The sequence below is a fragment of the Streptomyces sp. NPDC048392 genome (assembly GCF_043200575.1).
Taxonomy (GTDB): Bacteria; Actinomycetota; Actinomycetes; order Streptomycetales; family Streptomycetaceae; genus Streptomyces.
In genome coordinates this window covers 168,010-182,757 of the sequence record NZ_JBICYB010000011.1, presented here as the reverse complement: position 1 = coordinate 182,757, position 14,748 = coordinate 168,010, and the positions used below count along the sequence as shown (strand labels likewise).

Genomic DNA, 14,748 nt, shown 5'->3' with positions numbered 1-14,748 from the left:
GGACCCGCGTGTTCCGCCGGTGCCCGCGCGTCTCCGCGCTGACCCGCCCCCCCCACAGGGAGTCCCCACAGGGAGTCCCCAGGGGTGAACCCGCAGTACTTCTCCTCCTCTGCTCCACCTACAGGAGGTGGGGCCAACACCACCCCTACAACCTGAGGCGGACTCCGCTTCGGGACCTGCGGCCGATCCGCCGGGCGCTCCCTCGCTCATAGCGTTGGGTCATGACCACACCCGTCTGCACCAGTGCTTCGAACGCCGCTACGGCCACGGCGCCCGCCATGGCCACGGCGCCCGTCACTGCCACGGCGCCCGTCACGGCTATGGCACCGGCCACGGCCACGGCAAGGACGCAGACCTTCCCGTATCCCTCCTTCTCGTCGTACGTGAAGGCGCGCCAGCCGGTGCTGCTGCGTACCGCCCGGTCCCTCACCGCCAACCCGAGCGACGCGGAGGACCTGCTGCAGACCGCGCTCACCAAGACGTACGTGGCCTGGGAGCGCATCGAGGACCATCGCGCGCTGGACGGCTATGTGCGCCGGGCGCTGCTGAACACCCGGACGTCGCAGTGGCGCAAGCGCAAGGTCGACGAGTTCGCGTGCGGCGAGCTGCCCGAGCCGGAGCCCGCGCACGGCGGTGACGACCCGGCGGAGCGGCAGGCCCTGCACGACGCGATGTGGCGGGCGATCATGAAGCTGCCCACCCGGCAGCGAGCGATGGTCGTCCTCAGGTACTACGAGGACCTCAGCGAGGCCCAGACGGCCGAAGTGCTCGGAGTTTCCGTGGGCACGGTGAAGTCGGCGGTCTCCCGGGCCCTCGGCAAGCTCCGCGAAGACCCTGAGCTGGGAATTGTCCGGTCCTGATCTGGTATGTGAACCCCCGGTGGGATCGCGCAATCGGTCCCGCTCACTGATCGATCACCCGGAACTAGTGACATACCGCGCGGTATGTGCGCAGAATCAGCGCAACCCTTACCGCCGCGTAGGCAATGTCGCCCCGGGAGGACACCGTGCTGAGCACGATGCAGGACGTACCGCTGCTGATATCGAGGATCCTGACCCACGGGTCGAGCATCCACGGCAGCTCGCAGGTGACCACCTGGACCGGTGAGGACGAGCCGCACCGTCGGTCCTTCGCCGAGATCGGCGCCCGCGCCGCCCGGCTGGCGCACGCCCTGCGCGAGGACCTCGCCGTCGGCGACGACGAACGCGTGGCGACCCTCATGTGGAACAACGCCGAGCATGTCGAGGCCTACTTTGCGATCCCCTCCATGGGCGCGATCCTCCACACCCTCAATCTTCGCCTTCCGCCCGAGCAGCTGGCCTGGATCGTCAACCACGCCGCCGACCGGGTCGTGATCGCCAACGGCTCGCTGCTGCCGCTGCTCGCCCCGCTGCTGCCGCACCTGAAGACGGTCGAACACGTCGTCGTCACCGGTCCGGGCGACCGATCCCTGCTGGAGGCGGCCTCCGTCCAGGTGCACGAGTACGAGGACCTGATCGCCGGGAAGCCGGACGCCTACGACTGGCCCGAGCTGGACGAGCGTGCCGCCGCCGCCATGTGCTACACCTCCGGCACCACGGGCGACCCCAAGGGCGTGGTCTACAGCCACCGCTCCATCTACCTGCACTCCATGCAGGTCAACATGGCCCAGTCGATGGGCCTGACCGACGAGGACACCTCGCTGGTCGTGGTCCCGCAGTTCCACGTCAACGCCTGGGGACTGCCCCACGCGACCTTCATGACCGGCGTCAACATGCTGATGCCGGACCGCTTCCTGCAGCCCGCGCCCCTCGCCGCGATGATCGAGGGCGAGCGGCCGACGCACGCCGCCGCCGTTCCCACCATCTGGCAGGGCCTGCTCGCCGAGCTGACCGCCAAGCCCCGCGACGTCTCCTCCCTCACCCAGGTCACCATCGGCGGGTCCGCCTGTCCCCCGTCGCTGATGGAGGCGTTCGACGCGCTGGGCATGCGGGTCTGCCATGCCTGGGGCATGACGGAGACCTCCCCGCTCGGCACGGTCGCCCGGCCGCCGGCCCACGCGATCGGCACGGAGCGGGAGTTCGGCTACCGCCTCACTCAGGGCCGCTTCCCGGCCGGCGTCGAGGCCCGCCTCACCGGCCCCGGTGGCGAACGCCTCCCCTGGGACGGCGAGTCCGCCGGTGAGCTGGAGGTGCGCGGCAACTGGATCGCCGGCGCCTACTACAACGGCCCCGGAGCCGAGCCGCTGCGTCCCGACGACAAGTTCAGCGAGGACGGCTGGCTGAAGACGGGTGACGTCGGCACGATCTCCCCGGACGGCTTCCTCACCCTCACCGACCGGGCCAAGGACGTCATCAAGTCCGGCGGCGAGTGGATCTCCTCCGTCGAGCTGGAGAACGCGCTGATGTCGCACCCGGACGTCGCCGAGGCCGCCGTGGTCGCCGTGCCCGACGACAGGTGGGGCGAGCGTCCGCTGGCCACCGTCGTCCTCAGGGAGGGCGCCACCACCGACTTCACCGCCCTGCGCGCCTTCCTCGCCGAGGAGGGCAAGATCGCCAAGTGGCAGCTCCCGGAGCGCTGGACGGTCATCGAGACGGTGCCGAAGACGAGCGTCGGCAAGTTCGACAAGAAGGTGCTGCGCAGGCAGTACGCCGACGGCGGTCTCGACGTCACCCGGCTCTGACCGGCACGAGCACGAGCACGACGCCGCCGGGCGGCGGGCCCACGGCCCCCACCGCCCGGCGTCCGTCCTCATCGCGCCTACGCGTGCGGTTGTGGCGGTCCGGCCCAGGTACGGGGTGCGGTTGTGGCGGTCCCGGCCGTGTACGGGGTGCGGTTGCCGCCCTCCTGACCGTGTACGGGGTTGCGGTCGTGGCCGCCCTCACCGCGTACGGCGTACCGCCGTGGCCGTCCATCCCAGGACCAGCCACGCCCCCGCCACCGCGCACACGCCGCCCCAGCCCCAGTGACCGAACGCGGGCCCGGCGAGCGCCGAGGCCAATGCGCCGCCCGCGAAGCCGGCGACGACGTACGCCGTGTTGGCGGTGGCCGGAGCGGAGGTGGTGGTCAGGGCGAGGGTCTGGTTGGCGACGTGGGAGGCGACCAGGGCGGCGTGCACCAGGACGGCCGCCGCGCACAGGGCCGCCATCGCCTGCCCGCCGAGCCAGAACAGCGGCACCGACAGGGCGGCCAGCAGGTACGCGGACCGTACGACCCTGGCGGCCCCGAACCGGTCGACCAGGCCTCCCGCGAGCGGTGCGACCACACTCGCCGCGAGACCGAACAGACCGAACAGACCGGCCGCGGCGGTGGTCAGGCCGTAGCCGTGTCCGTCGTCGCCCGTCAGGAGCAGCGCGAGCGAGGTCCACAGGGCGCTCCAGGCGCCGTACATCCCCGCCTGGCGTACGCACGCCCGCCACAGGTCGGGTGAGCGGCGCACCACGCCCGGTATCGCGGCGAGCCCCGCGAACAGCGGCCCCTGCCGCTGACGCCGCTCCACCGGCAGGATGTACGCGGTCGCCAGCCCCAGTACGGCGGTCAGGACGGCGGCGCCCACGAACACCACCCGCCAGCCGAAGGCCTGCCCGGCGAGACCGCCGAGCACGCGGGCCGCGACGACGCCGGTGAAAAGGCCCGCGATCACGGCCGCGACATGACGGGCCCGGCGGTCGGCGGGAGCGCGCTCGGCGACCAGCGGGACGAGCAGCTGCGGTACGACGGTCGCGGCCGAGGCGACCAGGACGGCGGCCGCGAGCGCGCCGGTCCCGGCCGACGCGGCGGCGGCGAGCAGGGCCGCCGTGGCGACCAGCGAGAGGACGGCGACCAGGCGGCGCCGGTTCACGCTGTCCCCGAGCGGGGCGAAGAAGAGCAGGCCGCCCGCGTACCCCAACTGCGCGACGGAGGCGAGCCAGGCGACCGCCGACGGGGTGGAGCCCATGTCGTGGGCGATGAGGGGAAGCAGCGGCGCCGCGAGGTAGATGTTGGCGGCCGTCACGGCGGTGCAGAGGGCGATCAGCGGGAGGAAGAGCCGGGCAGCGACGCCGGACGGCCCGGTCCCGGACGGCACGGTTCCTGACGGTCCGGTCCCGGACGGCCCGGTCCCGGACGGCCCGGTCCCGGACGGCACGGTTCCTGACGGCCCGGTTCCGGAGGACTCGGTTCCGGAGGACTCGGTTCCTGACGGCCCGGTCCCGGACGCCCCGGTCTCGGAAGACGGTCCTGCTTGGTCGGTCGCGGGCCTTGCCTGCGCGGCTGCGGACACGGACGCGGAAACGGGCGACGATGACGGCATGAGCGGAGCGACTCCTTCGAGCGCACTGGCAACTAACTGGTTGGTTGGAAGTAACTCCGGGAGTCTGGCCCGCATTCCCGAACCCTGTCAACCGAATAGTTGGTTACCTCCTCCGCTCCGCTTACCCTTGCCTCATGGCAGCAAGGGACCCCGAGGCCACCAAGGCCCGGATCTTCGAGGCGGCGGTCGCCGAGTTCGCCCGTCACGGCATCGCCGGCGCGCGCATCGACCGCATCGCGGCCGAGGCCAGGGCCAACAAGCAGCTGATCTACGCCTACTACGGCAACAAGAGCGAGCTGTTCGCGTCCGTCCTCGAGAAGAAGATGCTCGACCTCGCGATCTCCGTCCCCGTCGACCCGGACGACATCGAGGGCTGGATCGACCGCTTGCTCGACTACCACGCCGCCCACCCCGAGCTGCTGCGCCTCCTCTTCTGGGAGGGCATGGAGTACGGCACCGCCGAGCTGCCCCACGAGGCCGAACGCCAGGCCCACTACGCCCGCAAGGTCGCCGCCGTGCGGGACGGTCAGGAGCGCGGCGTGGTCACCGCCGCCATCCCGGCGCCCGACCTGCTCTTCCTGCTGGTCGCGATGGCCAACTGGGCGGTCGTCGTGCCCCAGATGAAACGGATTCTGGTCGGCGGCGAGGACGGCGAGGACGACCGCCTGCGCGACTCGATCAAGAAGGCGGCCCGCCGGATCGTCGACGGGTAGCGCGCGAAGGCGTCAGTTGGTCCCGATCCGCGAGAGCAGCTCCACGATCCGGGCCTGCACCTCGTCGCTGGTGGAACGCTCCGCCAGGAACAGCACCGTCTCGCCGGAGGCCAGCCGCGGCAGGTCGTCCTGGTCGACGGCGGCGGTGTAGACGACCAGCGGGGTGCGGTTGAGCTGTCCGTTGGCGCGCAGCCAGTCGACGATTCCGGCGTGCGCCTCCTGGCGCCGCTGCACCCGCATCAGGTCCATCACGACCAGGTTCGGCCGGAACTGGCCCGCCAGCGTCACCGCGTCGGCGTCGCTCGCCGCCCGTGCCACCTGCATTCCGCGCCGCTCCAGCGTCGCGGTCAGCGCCAGCGCGATCTCCGCGTGCTCCTCGATCAGCAGCACGCGCGGCGGATGCTGCTCGCTGTCCCGGGGCGCGAGCGCCTTCAGCAGTACGGCGGGATCGGCGCCGTAGGCGGCGTCCCGCGAGGCCTGTCCGAGCCCGGCCGTCACCAGCACCGGCACCTCGGCCGCCACCGCCGCCTGCCGCAGCGACTGGAGAGCGGTCCGCGTGATCGGACCGGTCAGCGGGTCCACGAACAGCGCGGCCGGGAACGCCGCGATCTGCGCGTCGACCTCCTCGCGCGAGTGGACGATCACCGGCCGGTAGCCCCGGTCGCTGAGCGCCTGCTGGGTGGAGACGTCCGGCGCGGGCCACACCAGCAGCCGGCGCGGATTGTCCAGCGGCTCCGGCGGCAGCTCGTCGTCCATCGGCTGCGGACGCGGCGGGTCGGCCACCTCCACGGCCCCGCCCGGTCCGTCCAGCGGCTCGGGTCCCTCGGCGGCGTTCCGGTCCGGTGCCCCTATGGCGTACGACCGCCCGGCGCCCTCGGCGATCGGCGCGAGCCGCCCCTGGCCACCGGTCGAACCCTGCGGTTCCTGGGCCGGGGGCTGCGCCCGGGTCTGCTTCTTCGGCTGCGCCGTGGGGGGCTGCGCGCCGGGCGGCTGTTCGGCGGACGGGTGCGGGCGGGCCGGCTGTTCCGGGCGGGCGGCGGCCGGCTCGGGCGGTGTCCCCAGCTTGCGGCGTCGGCCGCCGCCGGCCGGCTGATGCGGGGCGGGTGTGGCCGACGGCCCATGGGCGGCGGGCAGGGCCGACGGCTGCTGCACCTGGACCGCCTGCCGGTTGAACGGCACACCCTGGCCCAGAGTCCGCACGCTGAACGCCCGTCCCTGCGTCGAGTCCGGGTCGACGGGCGCGGACGCCTCGGCGGGCAGCGGCTGTGCCGCGCGGGGAGCGGGCGCGTTCTCGGGCGGCAGCGGGGTGCCCCGGCTCGGCGTGGAGGCGGGGACGCCCTGCGCGGCCTCCGGGGCCGCGGGGGCCGCGGGGGCCGCGGGGGCCGCGGGGGCCGTGGGGGCCTGGGTGTCAGCGGCGGCGGGCCACGGCTGCGGTGCGGGGCCGGACCGACCGGCGGCAGCGGGCGGCGCGGCAGCGGGCGGCGCGATACCGGGATGCGCGGTACCGGGATGCGCGGTGCCGGGGTGCGCGGTGCCGGCCTCGGCGGGCCGGGGCGGCTGGGGCTGCCCCTGCGTCTGGCCCTGCGCCTCGGCGTGCGCGGCGGTGTGCCGCGCGGGCACGGGGGTTCCGTGCACCGGCGGCGTCCCCTGCACCGGAATGCTCTGCACGGGCGTGTTCTGCACGGGCGCGCTCTGCGCCGGGGCGTTCTGCACGGGCGTGTTCTGCACGGGCGCGCTCTGCGCCGGACGACCCTGCGCGGGCACCGGCGCCGACTCCCCGGGCGGGCGGGCGGCTCCGGCCCGGCGGCGGCGTCCCGTGGGCGCCTCGGTCGGATGGGGCTGCGGCGGCGTGTGATCGTCGGCCTGGTCGTGCGGTGCGGCGTCGTGACGGCCTGCGTCGTGACGGCGGTCGGCGGGCAGGGCGTCACCGGAAGCGGCCGGTCCCGGCACCCGGGTACGGCCCTCCTGGCCCTGCGCCTCCCCCGCGGGCGCGGCGACGGGCACCCCGGGCGCCCCCACCGTTCCGTCGGCGGGCCGGTCCGCGTCGGCGGGCGGCAGGGCGAACACCTGGCGCGGAGCGGCCTCCTGCGCGGCGGCGCGCTCGTTCGCGGAGGCCAGGGCACGGCGTCGCCGCCCTGTCGGCCGGTCCGCGTCCGCCGGGTCCGCCTCACCGGCCTGCACGGGCAGTGCCGGGGGCAGCGCGTGCTGCTCACCGCCGTCCTGCCCGGCCCGGCGTCCGGCGGGCGCGGGCACGCCCTGCGGCGGTACGGTCCCGCCCAGACCGGTGTTGGACGCCGCGGACCCCCCGCGGTGTTCGCCGGCCATGACGACGGCACCCTCGGAAACCCCGGCGGGCATCGCCTGGGGCACCCCGGCGACCTCGGAACCCGGTGCCTCCGCGGGCCGCCCGCGCCGACGTCCCGTACCACCGGACCCGGCGCCCTCGCCGGGCCCCGCCTGCGCGGGCACGGGAAGCGAAGGCGATGCAGTGGCCTGTCCATGAGCCTGAGGCTGAGCCTCGGCGTGGGCCTGAGCCTCGGCGTGGGCCTGGGCCTGGGCGTCGGCGTGGGCCTGAGCGTCGCCCTGAGCCTGGGCGTCGGCCTGGGCCGCGCGCCGCCTGCGCCGCCCGGTCGGCGCGGTGTTCTCCCCCTCGGGTCCGGCACCGCTCTCGCCCGGCGCGCCCGCGGCCGCGCTCTCCAGGAAGGCGTCGACGGACGCCCGTCGAGCACGCCGCCGCCCGCCCCCGGGAGCCGGCTCCCGAACGGCCACAGCGGTCCCCCCGCCCCCGGCCGCCGCACTCCCGTCGGCGTGGTCGGCCTGAGCGACAGGAGCGAGCTGAGCGATCTCGGCACCCGGGGCCGCGACGGCCCCCGCTCCGCCGCCGATCGGCACCTCCAACACGTACGAGCTGCCGCTCATGCCCGGCACCTCGTGCGTCTGCAGCACGCCACCGTGCGCCCGCACGATCCCGCGCACGATCGGCTCGTGCACCGGGTCCCCCCCGGCGTACGGCCCGCGCACCTCGATGCGTACGACCTCACCGCGCTGCGCCGCCGCGACCACGACGGTGTTGTCCAGGTACCCGCCCGTCGCCGACACGGTCGAGTTGCCGGTGGCGTCGACGCCCGCGACGTCCGCGACGAGATGGGCGAGCGCGGTGGCCAGCAGCCGGGAGTCGACCTCGGCCTCGATGGGCGGTGCGTGCACGGCGAACTGCACCCGTCCGGGACCGATCAGCTCGACAGCCCCGTCGACTCCGGCGGCGACGACGGCGTCGAGCATCACCTTCGTACGGGCGACGTGCTCGTGGCCGACATCGAGGCGCTGGTAACCGAGGACGTTGTCGATGAGGGTGGTGATGCGCGAGTAACCGGCCGACAGGTGGTGCAGCACCTGGTTGGCCTCCGGCCACAACTGCCCGGCGTCGTCCGACGCCAGCGCGGCCAGCTCGTGGCGCAGCTCGTTCAGGGGCCCGCGCAGGGAGTCGCCGAGGAGGGTGAGCAGCTGCTCGTGCCGGGCGGCGATCGCCTCGTACCGGTCCTTCTCCCGCTCACCGAGGGCGGCGTAGCGGTCGGCGTCCGCGGCGATCTCCTCAGCGTGCTGCTCCCGCAGCTCCTCCAGCTCGGCGGCATGCCGTCGGCGCAGCGCGGTCAGTTCGGAGGCGTGCTCCTCGGCGAGCCGCTCCAGTTCCTCGGCGTGCCGCTGCTCCGCCTCCTCGTGCTCCTTGACCAGCGCGTCGTAGGGACGCCGGTCGGTGAAGGTCATCACGGCGCCGACGAGCTGGTCGCCGTCGCGCACGGGAGCGGTCGTCAGGTCGACCGGCAGCTGGTCGCCGCTCTTGGCGAACACCACCTGTCCGCGCACCCGGTGCTTGCGCCCGGAGCGCAGGGTGTCGGCGAGCGGGGACTCGTCGTACGGGAAGGGCGAGCCGTCGGCGCGCGAGTGCAGGACGAGGGTGTGCAGCTCGCGGCCGCCGAGTTCACCGGCCCGGTAGCCCAGTATCTGGGCTGCGGCCGGGTTGACGAGGACGATCCGCCCGTCGGTGTCGGTGCCCACGACCCCCTCGGAGGCGGCCCGCAGGATCATTTCGGTCTGCCGCTGCGAACGGGCCAGCTCCGCCTCGGTGTCGACGGTGCCGGAGAGGTCGCGGACGACGAGCATCAGCAGTTCGTCGCCGGTGTAGCCGTAGGTGTCGTAGGCCTGCTGTCCGGTCTCCAGGTTGGCACTGGTGACCTCGACCGGGAACTCGGAGCCGTCCGTGCGCCGCGCGACCATCCGCGTCGGCTTGGTGCGCGCCCGCGGGTCGATGTGGTCCGGCCGTCGCATGGACCCGGGGATGAGCCGCGAGTCGAACTGCGGCAGCAGGTCCAGCAGTCCGCGACCGACCAGCGCGGTACCCGGCGTCTCGAACGCCTCCAGCGCGATGCTGTTCGCGTTGACCACGGTGCCGTTGGCGTTGACCAGGACCAACGCGTCCGGCAGCGCGTCCAGTATGGCTGCGAGGCGAGCAGTGCCTCGGGATGGCCTGCTGCTCACGAGACGCTTCCCTCCTGTTACCGCACTTGCCGACCGCCCGGGCCATCTTGTCAATCGGCCCGCAGCGTGTCACGCGAGGGAGTCTAAGGGCTGGGGCCCGGCGGGCGGCGTGGGATGGGACGGAGGTCGCACGAGAAAGTGACGTAGAACGTGTGACCGCCGGCCGTCGGGGGCCCGCCCGCGGTCGCCGTCCGTGCCCCTACGAGCGGGCCGGCGCCCCCACCTCGGGCAGCAGCGGCACCATGCGGTCCCAGCGGGAGATCTCGCAGCCGTCGCGGCGGTCGTACGTCACGTCGACGGGGCGTCCGGCCCAGGTGCCGGTGACGTGCGCGGTGGCGGGACCGCCGTACTGCATGGTGCAGACGCTGCCCTCGGGCACGGGAGCGAAGACGTCCTCGCCCCACCGGGTGTCGCGCTCGACGACGGCACAGGCGCCCTCCGGGTCGGGGTGGTCGCCGCCCCCGGGGTGGCAGTACAGCTCGTACGTGCCGTCCGTGTCCGCTCCGGCGTCGCGGACGGTGACCGTCAGGTGATCACCGTCCGGGACGGCGGGGTCGACGGCCGCCGCGGGGTGCGCGGCGCAGACGGAGGCGAGGGCGGCGGCGGACAGGGCGGCCGCGCCGAGGAGGCGGGCGGCGGGGGTGCGGGTGGCCTGGAACATGACCTGCCCAACGCGCCGGACGGCCGGACGTTGCGCGACCCGCCCCGGAGTAGGCCGTATGCGCGCCACAAGGGCTTTGCCCTGTGGCCTGCCTGCCTAGTACCGTAGGGGTCGATTGGTGACAGCGCGCTCAACTGTGTCATCATCGGCACGCGCCACTCGCGCTCGCACGCGAGATGGTGATGTTGTCTGGAGGCGTCGCCTAGTCCGGTCTATGGCGCCGCACTGCTAATGCGGTTTGGGTTTTAAAGCCCATCGAGGGTTCAAATCCCTCCGCCTCCGCACCGATCACCGAAGCCCCGGCCACACGGCCGGGGCTTCGGTGTCGTGAGCATGCTGCGGACAAAGCCCCAGGTAGGCGTTTACGCAGGTCACAAGGGGTGTGGCCAATGGATTTCACATGGCGGCGGCAGTCATGTAATGTTCTTCCTGTCGCCGCGAGCGGGCCGGAAGGGCCGAGAGTGGCGGCAAAAGTGAAAAGACAAGCACTCGTAGCTTAACGGATAGAGCATCTGACTACGGATCAGAAGGTTGCAGGTTCGAATCCTGCCGAGTGCACAGCAGACCAGAGGCCCCGTGGAGGAATCCACGGGGCCTCTGGCTTTTGCCTTGACGGCAGTATCCGCCGGCAACCGTGCCGGTAGGCGGATCGCGCAGTGAGAGGGCATGTGTCCAGACCGCCGCGTTTCGTCTCATCCGTTGCCCTCGCCTCTCTCGTTCCGATGCTGTCCAGCTGAGGGGGGTCCGGTCTCTGGCTGTTGAGAGTCAGCTCAGGGCTTTGCCCACCTCGTAGATGGTTGGCCGATCCTCCGGGGCATGGCTGAGCATCGCGTCGATCAGCTCACCCAGCGGACCAGGAGCCTTCACAGAGCGGCGCTTGCCGTTCGCCACTGCCTCTCTCTGGACGGGGCGCGGAGCGTCGTCCGGATACTCCACGGCTCGGCTCCCAGTGGCGGAGATGAGGAGAGACGCGCCGAGTCCGTAGACGTCGGCTTCCTGCGTGGGTTCGGCCTCTCCGGACGCGAGCACGCTGCGCGCGATCTCCGGAGCCTCGTAGTGGACGAGGCAGCCGCGGAACGGGAAGTCGTACCCCTCGGGTACGTGCCCGCCCCGGGCAAGAGCGAGGTCGATGAGGTGCGTCCGCTCCGGACCGACGATGAGGTGGGCGGGCTGCACGTCACCGTGTGCCCAGCCCTTGGCGTGGAGTTCGGCCAGCGCCTCGACACAGCCCAGGGCGACGCTTGCGTGAGGTTCGACGGGCGAGTCCTTCGCGCGGCAGGGGTCCCACAGTCGGTGAAGGTCCGGCCCCTCGTGCCACGGCTGGAGGTTCCACGTTCCGCGCTTCCACTCGCCGTACGCCAAGTCGTCCAAGCCGAGGCGATGCAGCACGGCCCCCTCGCGTGCGGGCGCGAGCGCGGACCAGGGCTGGGCGGGCCAGTCGGGCGTGGCCTCGATCGGATGGCCGAGCTTCACGGCGTAGTGACCCCGATGGCTCTCCACGTCCCAGACCGTGGAGCCCCGGCGGTCCACCACCAGACGCTGAGCCGTAGGCATGAGGGCGTCGAGCACCACGATCGGCAGTTCAGGGGACGGTCCGGACAACGTCTCTTCTCCTTCCGGTACCGGCGAACGCGGCCGGCCACGACTCGTGGCCGGCCGCGTTCGCTGCTGTCGTGTGCAACGCCCGACCGTACGGCCGGCCGCAGTCCGAGTCGCACTGCGCGAGGTGGGCGCCCTCCACGGTCCACAGGTCGTCGAAGACCATGAACCCGGCCGCCTTCGTGGCGCGCGCGGAGGCGGCGACCTTCTCCGGGTCACGGGCCCCGCCGCCCGGCGCCGGGCCGTGGTGCAGGAAGCGGCCCGCCTACCGCTCGCACAGGGCCGCGTACTCCTTCGTGTGCAGGATGAGCGCGTGCAGCCCGAGGTCCACGTCGTCCGACGGGACCCTGGAACCGTGGCGGTGGCGGCGGTGACCAAGAAGGCCCCGGCCTGGTCCGCGATCCGCTGGGCACGCTCGGGCGACTGCCCGTTGTGGACGACCACGAAGTGGGCGAGGCCGACCGTCCTCGTCCTCAACAGAATCTGGAGGTGACCACTGCCGCGAAAGAGTCAAAAGAGTCAGTGGAACACGACGGCGTGGCCGCCGGCGATGCTTGCCAGGCATGCCCGGTAGAGCTGGTACCAGGCGAAACGCTCCGTCTCGAACGGTCCGTCAGTCGCGAGACCCTCGGCCAGCCCACTCTCCCCCGTGTCTGAGGGAGCACCCTCGTCGTCGGGGCTGATGCCGATCGACGACGCCATGCCCGAGAGTTCGGCCAGCAGGCGCCGGCTGGAGCCGACCATTCCAGCGCCATCGACTCTCGCCTCGTCAGGGAGGAAGAGCGGATCCTCGAAGTCGACCGGCACGTAGTAGCCGGCACTGTCGGAGTGACAGAGCAGATGGGAGGCGAGCATCGACGTCTCGTCTTGGATCTTCTCGCAGTCGCGGTCGTACTGGCGCCTGCTGACCGCCCGGGCTGGCGTGACAGGTTCGCCGAGGTTCGTGAGCATCAGGATGCGGCGCAGCTGGGTCAGGTACCCGTAGGGGAAGCCGCCGGAGAAGGTACGGGCGTGCGGCGCATCGGTGATCTCCGGCTCGTGCCAGCTGATTCCCTCTGCCATGAGCGCCTGGCCGAGGTGGGCGAAGGCACGGCGGTGATAGTCGAGACCCTCTGCGTCAGTGCGAGCCTGGTCGTTGAGGAGTCCCACTGATAGCGCAAGTCCCATAGGGCCACAGCGTAGGAGCGACCTCTGACGGCAGCGGATTCGCCGCTGCGGTGACAGCCTGCTCAGGGACGCGCCGACGTGCCATGAGCGGCGAGTGCCAGGCCAACTCCACACTGGTGATCATCTCTGAGAAAACCTCAGTGCGAAGTAAAGGGTGCGGAGTAAAGAGCGAAGGCCCTGTGGAGTGATCCAAAGGGCCTTCGTTCTTGATTCCGGCTTCCGGCGGTGAGAGCTCGGGAGAGCGGCCGGCACGTCTGTGTCAGGCGGAGTCCGCGGCTGCCTTGCGTCGGCGGACGGTGAAGACCGTGCCGGCGCCGAGTGCGACGGCCACGGCGCCCGCGAGGGCGATCGGAGTCGTCGCGGAGGACGCGCCCGTCTCGGCGAGGCGGCCGGTCGTGTCGGTGGCGGTGACCTGGGACCGCACCGCCCCGGAGGACGTGCCGCCCTGTGTGGAGGGGGCCGAGCCGGTGCCGGGGGCCTTGGTGCCCGACCGGTCGTCGTCCTTCCCGTCCGGTCGGCCCGGCTCGGCGTCGTCGACCGCGTCGGGCTTGCTGCCCTCGGGCAGCAGGGTGAACTCGTAGCGCTTCATCGGGCCCAGGACGCAGGGCCGGTAGGCGTCGGCGGCGTCACTGGCGAACAGCGCGAAGGCCTCGGTGGTCCCGGCCCCTGAGTCGGTCTTCATGCGCAGCTTCACCACGCTGCGCTCGCCCGGCTTCAGGCTGTCGATGTGGGCGATGTGCTCGGGCCTCTCCCCGCCGAGGGGCTGCCAGCCCGAACCCTGGGACCATTTCACCTGCAACAGGCCCTTCGCACCCTTGGATCCGCTGGAGACGTAGACGAACGCCAGGGGGTCCACGGTCAGCGTGCGCCTGGTCCCGTTGGTGACGCGCAGGGTGAAGTCGACGGTGGTCCCGGCGACGACCTCGGACGGCAGTCCCACCGCGCGCGAGGTCAGTCCGCTTTCACGGACGCATTCCTTGGCGGCGGCGAGTGCCTCTGCGGCGGCCTTCTTGGCCTCGGACGCCTTCTTGAGGTCCTCCTTGAGGATGCTGTACTCGCGGACGGCCGCGACTTTCGCGTCGTCGAGGGCCGTCTGGGCCTCCTCGGCCTCGGCGTCGGCCTCCTTCTCGGCCCCGACCGCGTCCGCGAGGCCGGCTTCGGCGGTTTCGAGGGCCTTCCGCGCCTCGGCCTTGTCGGCGTCGCTCACCGCTGCCTCGAGCGCGGCCTCGGCCTTCGTGACGGCCTGCTCGGCGGCGGTCCGGGTGGCCTCGGCGTCCTCGGCCGTGTTGCCCGCGGCGATCGCGGCCGCCTTGAGCGGGTGCGTGTCGGAGTCCAGGGCCGTCAGGGTGGCCTCGACCTCCTTCCGTCCCTTCTTCTGGGCGAGGACGGCTTCGTCGTACGCCTTCTGTGCGTCGGCGGCGGCCTTTTCCAGCTCCGCGTACGTCGGCTGGGTCTGCGTCTGGCTCGCCGAGGCACCGGCGGCGAATGCCGGTGCGGCGGTGAGCAGCGCGACGGGCATGGTCACGGCGACGGCGGCGGCTACGGCGAGTGAGCGGCGAAGTCTCACAGAGAACCCTTCTGGAGGGGGCGAGAAAGGGAAACGGCCGCCGGGAGGTGTGCACGGCAGCCTGAAGAGATGATGAGTTTATGGCTCAAGTAACGGAGCGCATCGGTGTTTTGTCCGGTTCGCGGGTGTCGTCGGGAGAGGGCGTCCGGATAATCGGGACAGACGGGGATGGTTGCTCACCAGGGCCGCGTATTTCTGTGAGGGATGCCACCTCGGCCGCCGGGCCCCTCGCTGA

Annotated in this window: 9 protein-coding genes, 2 tRNA genes and 1 pseudogene; 5 read left to right on the top strand and 7 right to left on the bottom strand. The window is 72.5% G+C overall.

The features are described 5' to 3' along the window. Positions 1 to 221: 221 nt before the first annotated feature. A complete protein-coding gene (locus tag ACGFYH_RS17805; RefSeq protein ID WP_393804053.1) occupies positions 222 to 860 on the top strand; it encodes a SigE family RNA polymerase sigma factor in 639 nt (212 codons plus the stop codon). 125 nt (positions 861 to 985) lie between these two features. Then, a complete protein-coding gene (locus ACGFYH_RS17800; protein WP_393804052.1) occupies positions 986 to 2,662 on the top strand; it encodes a long-chain fatty acid--CoA ligase in 1,677 nt (558 codons plus the stop codon). 198 nt (positions 2,663 to 2,860) lie between these two features. Here ACGFYH_RS17800 and ACGFYH_RS17795 read toward each other — a convergent pair whose 3' ends face one another. Next, on the bottom strand, positions 2,861 to 4,045 hold the full coding sequence (locus ACGFYH_RS17795) for an MFS transporter (RefSeq protein WP_393804051.1): 1,185 nt from the start codon (positions 4,043 to 4,045) through the stop codon (positions 2,861 to 2,863). A gap of 359 nt (positions 4,046 to 4,404) precedes the next feature. Between ACGFYH_RS17795 and ACGFYH_RS17790 the strand changes: the two genes are divergently transcribed. Then, positions 4,405 to 4,983, top strand: coding sequence for a TetR family transcriptional regulator (locus tag ACGFYH_RS17790; protein WP_393804050.1), 579 nt, complete (start codon positions 4,405 to 4,407; stop codon positions 4,981 to 4,983). A 12-nt stretch (positions 4,984 to 4,995) separates the two neighbouring features. On the opposite strand, the gene ACGFYH_RS17785 is transcribed toward ACGFYH_RS17790, so the two are convergent. Both ACGFYH_RS17785 and ACGFYH_RS17780 read right to left on the bottom strand, forming a co-directional pair. After that, entirely contained in the window at positions 4,996 to 9,519 is a 4,524-nt protein-coding gene (locus tag ACGFYH_RS17785) for a PAS domain-containing protein (protein WP_393804049.1), read from the bottom strand. 199 nt (positions 9,520 to 9,718) lie between these two features. Continuing rightward, entirely contained in the window at positions 9,719 to 10,180 is a 462-nt protein-coding gene (locus tag ACGFYH_RS17780; RefSeq protein WP_393804048.1) for an SSI family serine proteinase inhibitor, read from the bottom strand. A 191-nt stretch (positions 10,181 to 10,371) separates the two neighbouring features. Here ACGFYH_RS17780 and ACGFYH_RS17775 point away from each other — a divergent pair. Together ACGFYH_RS17775 and ACGFYH_RS17770 are read left to right on the top strand one after the other, a co-directional pair. Then, positions 10,372 to 10,462 (top strand) — tRNA-Ser (locus ACGFYH_RS17775). 203 nt (positions 10,463 to 10,665) lie between these two features. Then, positions 10,666 to 10,738, top strand: a tRNA-Arg gene (locus ACGFYH_RS17770). A gap of 207 nt (positions 10,739 to 10,945) precedes the next feature. Here the strand turns inward: ACGFYH_RS17770 and ACGFYH_RS17765 are convergent. The 4 genes and pseudogenes from ACGFYH_RS17765 to ACGFYH_RS17750 form a co-directional block, all read right to left on the bottom strand. Continuing rightward, positions 10,946 to 11,782, bottom strand: a complete 837-nt coding sequence (locus tag ACGFYH_RS17765) for a protein kinase (protein WP_393804047.1) — start codon at positions 11,780 to 11,782, stop codon at positions 10,946 to 10,948. Positions 11,783 to 11,861: 79 nt separating this feature from the next. Continuing rightward, positions 11,862 to 12,262, bottom strand: a pseudogene (locus ACGFYH_RS17760) (hypothetical protein); the annotation flags it as partial. A gap of 36 nt (positions 12,263 to 12,298) precedes the next feature. Further along, positions 12,299 to 12,928 carry a hypothetical protein gene (locus ACGFYH_RS17755; RefSeq protein WP_393804046.1) on the bottom strand — a complete coding sequence of 210 codons (630 nt, stop codon included), beginning with the start codon at positions 12,926 to 12,928 and terminating at the stop codon, positions 12,299 to 12,301. A 277-nt stretch (positions 12,929 to 13,205) separates the two neighbouring features. Beyond that, the gene (locus tag ACGFYH_RS17750) at positions 13,206 to 14,513 is read right to left on the bottom strand and encodes an LAETG motif-containing sortase-dependent surface protein (protein WP_393804045.1); all 1,308 of its coding nucleotides are present in this window, start codon (positions 14,511 to 14,513) and stop codon (positions 13,206 to 13,208) included. Between the last annotated feature and the right edge of the window lie 235 nt (positions 14,514 to 14,748).